Raw genomic sequence first — 5,356 nt, forward strand, 5'->3', positions numbered from 1 at the left:
GTTTAGGGTGTGGCTTTGTTTTTTTGATGCCAGTTTGTTGGTGTCTTTTGTTTGGTCGAATTTTTCTGATTCGAATTCTTTCGGGTTTGTCCCGAGGTTTTTGTTTGGAGAGTTTGATTCTGGCTCAGGACGAACGCTGGCGGCGTGCTTAACACATGCAAGTCGAACGGAAAGGCCCTTCGGGGTACTCGAGTGGCGAACGGGTGAGTAACACGTGGGTGATCTGCCCTGCACTTTGGGATAAGCCTGGGAAACTGGGTCTAATACCGAATATGACCGCGCACTTCCTGGTGTGTGGTGGAAAGCTTTTGCGGTGTGGGATGGGCCCGCGGCCTATCAGCTTGTTGGTGGGGTAATGGCCTACCAAGGCGACGACGGGTAGCCGGCCTGAGAGGGTGACCGGCCACACTGGGACTGAGATACGGCCCAGACTCCTACGGGAGGCAGCAGTGGGGAATATTGCACAATGGGCGCAAGCCTGATGCAGCGACGCCGCGTGAGGGATGACGGCCTTCGGGTTGTAAACCTCTTTCAATAGGGACGAAGCGCAAGTGACGGTACCTATAGAAGAAGGACCGGCCAACTACGTGCCAGCAGCCGCGGTAATACGTAGGGTCCGAGCGTTGTCCGGAATTACTGGGCGTAAAGAGCTCGTAGGTGGTTTGTCGCGTTGTTCGTGAAAACTCACAGCTTAACTGTGGGCGTGCGGGCGATACGGGCAGACTAGAGTACTGCAGGGGAGACTGGAATTCCTGGTGTAGCGGTGGAATGCGCAGATATCAGGAGGAACACCGGTGGCGAAGGCGGGTCTCTGGGCAGTAACTGACGCTGAGGAGCGAAAGCGTGGGGAGCGAACAGGATTAGATACCCTGGTAGTCCACGCCGTAAACGGTGGGTACTAGGTGTGGGTTTCCTTCCTTGGGATCCGTGCCGTAGCTAACGCATTAAGTACCCCGCCTGGGGAGTACGGCCGCAAGGCTAAAACTCAAAGAAATTGACGGGGGCCCGCACAAGCGGCGGAGCATGTGGATTAATTCGATGCAACGCGAAGAACCTTACCTGGGTTTGACATGCACAGGACGCCAGTAGAGATATTGGTTCCCTTGTGGCCTGTGTGCAGGTGGTGCATGGCTGTCGTCAGCTCGTGTCGTGAGATGTTGGGTTAAGTCCCGCAACGAGCGCAACCCTTATCTTATGTTGCCAGCGCGTAATGGCGGGGACTCGTGAGAGACTGCCGGGGTCAACTCGGAGGAAGGTGGGGATGACGTCAAGTCATCATGCCCCTTATGTCCAGGGCTTCACACATGCTACAATGGCCGGTACAAAGGGCTGCGATGCCGTGAGGTGGAGCGAATCCTTTCAAAGCCGGTCTCAGTTCGGATCGGGGTCTGCAACTCGACCCCGTGAAGTCGGAGTCGCTAGTAATCGCAGATCAGCAACGCTGCGGTGAATACGTTCCCGGGCCTTGTACACACCGCCCGTCACGTCATGAAAGTCGGTAACACCCGAAGCCGGTGGCCTAACCCTTGTGGAGGGAGCCGTCGAAGGTGGGATCGGCGATTGGGACGAAGTCGTAACAAGGTAGCCGTACCGGAAGGTGCGGCTGGATCACCTCCTTTCTAAGGAGCACCACGAGACCTGGGCCGGCCCCGCAGATCGCGGGATCAGCTGAGCTTTCAGGCGATTCGTTGGATGGCCTCGCACCTGTAGTGGGTGGGGGTCTGGTGCACTCAACAAACTTGGCGTGGGATGCGGGAAAGCATCTGCGGAAAATCATCAGACACACTATTGGGCTTTGAGACAACAGGCCCGTGCCCCTTTTTGGGGGGTGGCTCCCGCGTTGGTGGGTGTCGGCGTGTTGTTGCCTCACTTTGGTGGTGGGGTGTGGTGTTTGATTTGTGGATAGTGGTTGCGAGCATCTAGCGCGCAGAATGTGTGGTCTCACTCCTTGTGGGTGGGGCCTGGTTTTGTGTGCATATTGATGTGCAATTTCTTTTGAAACTCATTTTTTGGTTTTTGTGTTGTAAGTGTTTAAGGGCGCATGGTGGATGCCTTGGCACTGGGAGCCGATGAAGGACGTTGGAGGCTGCGATATGCCTCGGGGAGCTGCCAACCGAGCGTTGATCCGAGGATGTCCGAATGGGGAAACCCAGCACGAGTGATGTCGTGTTACCCACTACTGAATACATAGGTAGTGGGAGGGAACGCGGGGAAGTGAAACATCTCAGTACCCGTAGGAAGAGAAAACAAAAGTGATTCCGTGAGTAGTGGCGAGCGAAAGCGGAGGATGGCTAAACCGTATGCATGTGATACCGGGTAGGGGTTGTGTGTGCGGGGTTGTGGGACCTGTTTTTCCAGCTCTACCTGGCTGGAGGGTAGTGAGAAAATGTCGTGGTTAACGGAAATGGTTTGGGATGACCTGCCGTAGACGGTGAGAGCCCGGTACGTGAAAGCCTGACATCTGCCTTGAACAGTGTTCCCGAGTAGCAGCGGGCCCGTGAAATCTGCTGTGAATCTGCCGGGACCACCCGGTAAGCCTGAATACTTCCCAGTGACCGATAGCGGATTAGTACCGTGAGGGAATGGTGAAAAGTACCCCGGGAGGGGAGTGAAATAGTACCTGAAACCGTGCGCTTACAATCCGTCAGAGCCTTCGACTTTGTCGTGGGGTGATGGCGTGCCTTTTGAAGAATGAGCCTGCGAGTCAGGGACATGTCGCGAGGTTAACCCGTGTGGGGTAGCCGCAGCGAAAGCGAGTCTGAATAGGGCGTATCCACACAACAGTGTGTGGTGTAGTGGTGTGTTCTGGACCCGAAGCGGAGTGATCTACCCATGGCCAGGGTGAAGCGCGGGTAAGACCGCGTGGAGGCCCGAACCCACTTAGGTTGAAGACTGAGGGGATGAGCTGTGGGTAGGGGTGAAAGGCCAATCAAACTCCGTGATAGCTGGTTCTCCCCGAAATGCATTTAGGTGCAGCGTCACATGTTTCTTGTTGGAGGTAGAGCTACTGGATGGCCGATGGGCCCCACAGGGTTACTGACGTCAGCCAAACTCCGAATGCCGACAAGTCCAAGAATGTGGCAGTGAGACGGCGGGGGATAAGCTCCGTGCGTCGAGAGGGAAACAGCCCAGATCGCCGGCTAAGGCCCCTAAGCGTGTACTAAGTGGAAAAGGATGTGCAGTCGCGAAGACAACCAGGAGGTTGGCTTAGAAGCAGCCACCCTTGAAAGAGTGCGTAATAGCTCACTGGTCAAGTGATTGTGCGCCGATAATGTAGCGGGGCTCAAGTACACCGCCGAAGCCGCGGCAACGAACCTTTGGTTCGTTGGGTAGGGGAGCGTCCTGCATCCGGTGAAGCAGCAGAGTGATCTAGCTGTGGAGGGTGTGGGAGTGAGAATGCAGGCATGAGTAGCGAATAGGCAAGTGAGAACCTTGCCCGCCGAAAGACCAAGGGTTCCTGGGCCAGGCCAGTCCTCCCAGGGTGAGTCGGGACCTAAGGCGAGGCCGACAGGCGTAGTCGATGGACAACGGGTTGATATTCCCGTACCCGTGTATGTGCGTCCATGATGAATCCATTGTGCTAACCATCCAAAACCGTCGTGACCGATCCCTTCGGGGTGAGGCGTTGACGGGGCTGCGTGGGACCCCGGTGGGTAGTAGTCAAGCGATGGGGTGACGCAGGAAGGTAGCCGTACCAGTCAGTGGTTGTACTGGGGTAAGCCGGTAGGGAGAAACGTAGGCAAATCCGCGTTTCATTAATCCTGAGAGGTGATGCATAGCCGTTTGAGGCGAATTCGGTGATCCTATGCTGCCAAGAAAAGCCTCTAGCGAGGACATACACGGCCCGTACCCCAAACCAACACAGGTGGTCAGGTAGAGAATACTAAGGCGTACGAGTGAACTATGGTTAAGGAACTCGGCAAAATGCCCCCGTAACTTCGGGAGAAGGGGGACCCCCATATCGTCAAGGCTTTTGCGGCCGGCAGCGGGAGGGGGTGGCACAAACCAGTGAGAAGCGACTGTTTACTAAAAACACAGGTCCGTGCGAAGTCGCAAGACGATGTATACGGACTGACGCCTGCCCGGTGCTGGAAGGTTAAGAGGACCTGTTAACCCTTCGGGGTGAAGCAGAGAATTTAAGCCCCAGTAAACGGCGGTGGTAACTATAACCATCCTAAGGTAGCGAAATTCCTTGTCGGGTAAGTTCCGACCTGCACGAATGGCGTAACGACTTCTCAACTGTCTCAACCATAGACTCGGCGAAATTGCACTACGAGTAAAGATGCTCGTTACGCGCGGCAGGACGAAAAGACCCCGGGACCTTCACTACAACTTGGTATTGGTGCTCGATACGGTTTGTGTAGGATAGGTGGGAGACTGTGAAATTCACACGCCAGTGTGGGTGGAGTCGTTGTTGAAATACCACTCTGATCGTATTGGGCCTCTAACCTCGGACCGTATATCCGGTTCAGGGACAGTGCCTGGTGGGTAGTTTAACTGGGGCGGTTGCCTCCCAAAATGTAACGGAGGCGCCCAAAGGTTCCCTCAACCTGGACGGCAATCAGGTGTTGAGTGTAAGTGCACAAGGGAGCTTGACTGCGAGACGTACATGTCGAGCAGGGACGAAAGTCGGGACTAGTGATCCGGCACCTCTGAGTGGAAGGGGTGTCGCTCAACGGATAAAAGGTACCCCGGGGATAACAGGCTGATCTTCCCCAAGAGTCCATATCGACGGGATGGTTTGGCACCTCGATGTCGGCTCGTCGCATCCTGGGGCTGGAGCAGGTCCCAAGGGTTGGGCTGTTCGCCCATTAAAGCGGCACGCGAGCTGGGTTTAGAACGTCGTGAGACAGTTCGGTCTCTATCCGCCGCGCGCGTCAGAAGCTTGAGGAAATCTGTCCCTAGTACGAGAGGACCGGGACGGACGAACCTCTGGTGTACCAGTTGTTCCACCAGGAGCACGGCTGGATAGCCACGTTCGGACAGGATAACCGCTGAAAGCATCTAAGCGGGAAACCCCCTCCAAGACCAGGCTTCTCACCCTTTTAGAGGGATAAGGCCCCCCGCAGACCACGGGATTGATAGGCCAGACCTGGAAGCCCAGTAATGGGTGAAGGGAACTGGCACTAACCGGCCGAAAACTTACAACAACCAACAAACACCAAACGTTTGATGAGTTTTCAGTAAGACGCACAACAAGCCTCGCAACCACACCACAAACACCCACACCTCGTGTGAACGGGTGCACCGCACCCCACCACCAAAACACAAGGTTTACACCCAGAAACGGGTGAATAGAGTTACGGCGGTCCATAGCGGCAGGGAAACGCCCGGTCCCATCCCGAACCCGGAAGCT

At 55.8% G+C, this 5,356-nt stretch carries 3 rRNA genes; all 3 read left to right on the top strand.

Annotated features, from left to right (window positions below):
- Positions 1 to 101 precede the first annotated feature (101 nt).
- Positions 102 to 1,619, top strand: a 16S ribosomal RNA gene (locus AC4LGL_RS33335).
- A 402-nt stretch (positions 1,620 to 2,021) separates the two neighbouring features.
- Positions 2,022 to 5,150 (top strand): 23S ribosomal RNA (locus AC4LGL_RS33340).
- Positions 5,151 to 5,301: 151 nt separating this feature from the next.
- Positions 5,302 to 5,356: ribosomal RNA gene (gene rrf / locus AC4LGL_RS33345) — 5S ribosomal RNA — on the top strand; the annotation flags it as partial.

The sequence above is a fragment of the Mycolicibacterium arcueilense genome (assembly GCF_058536225.1).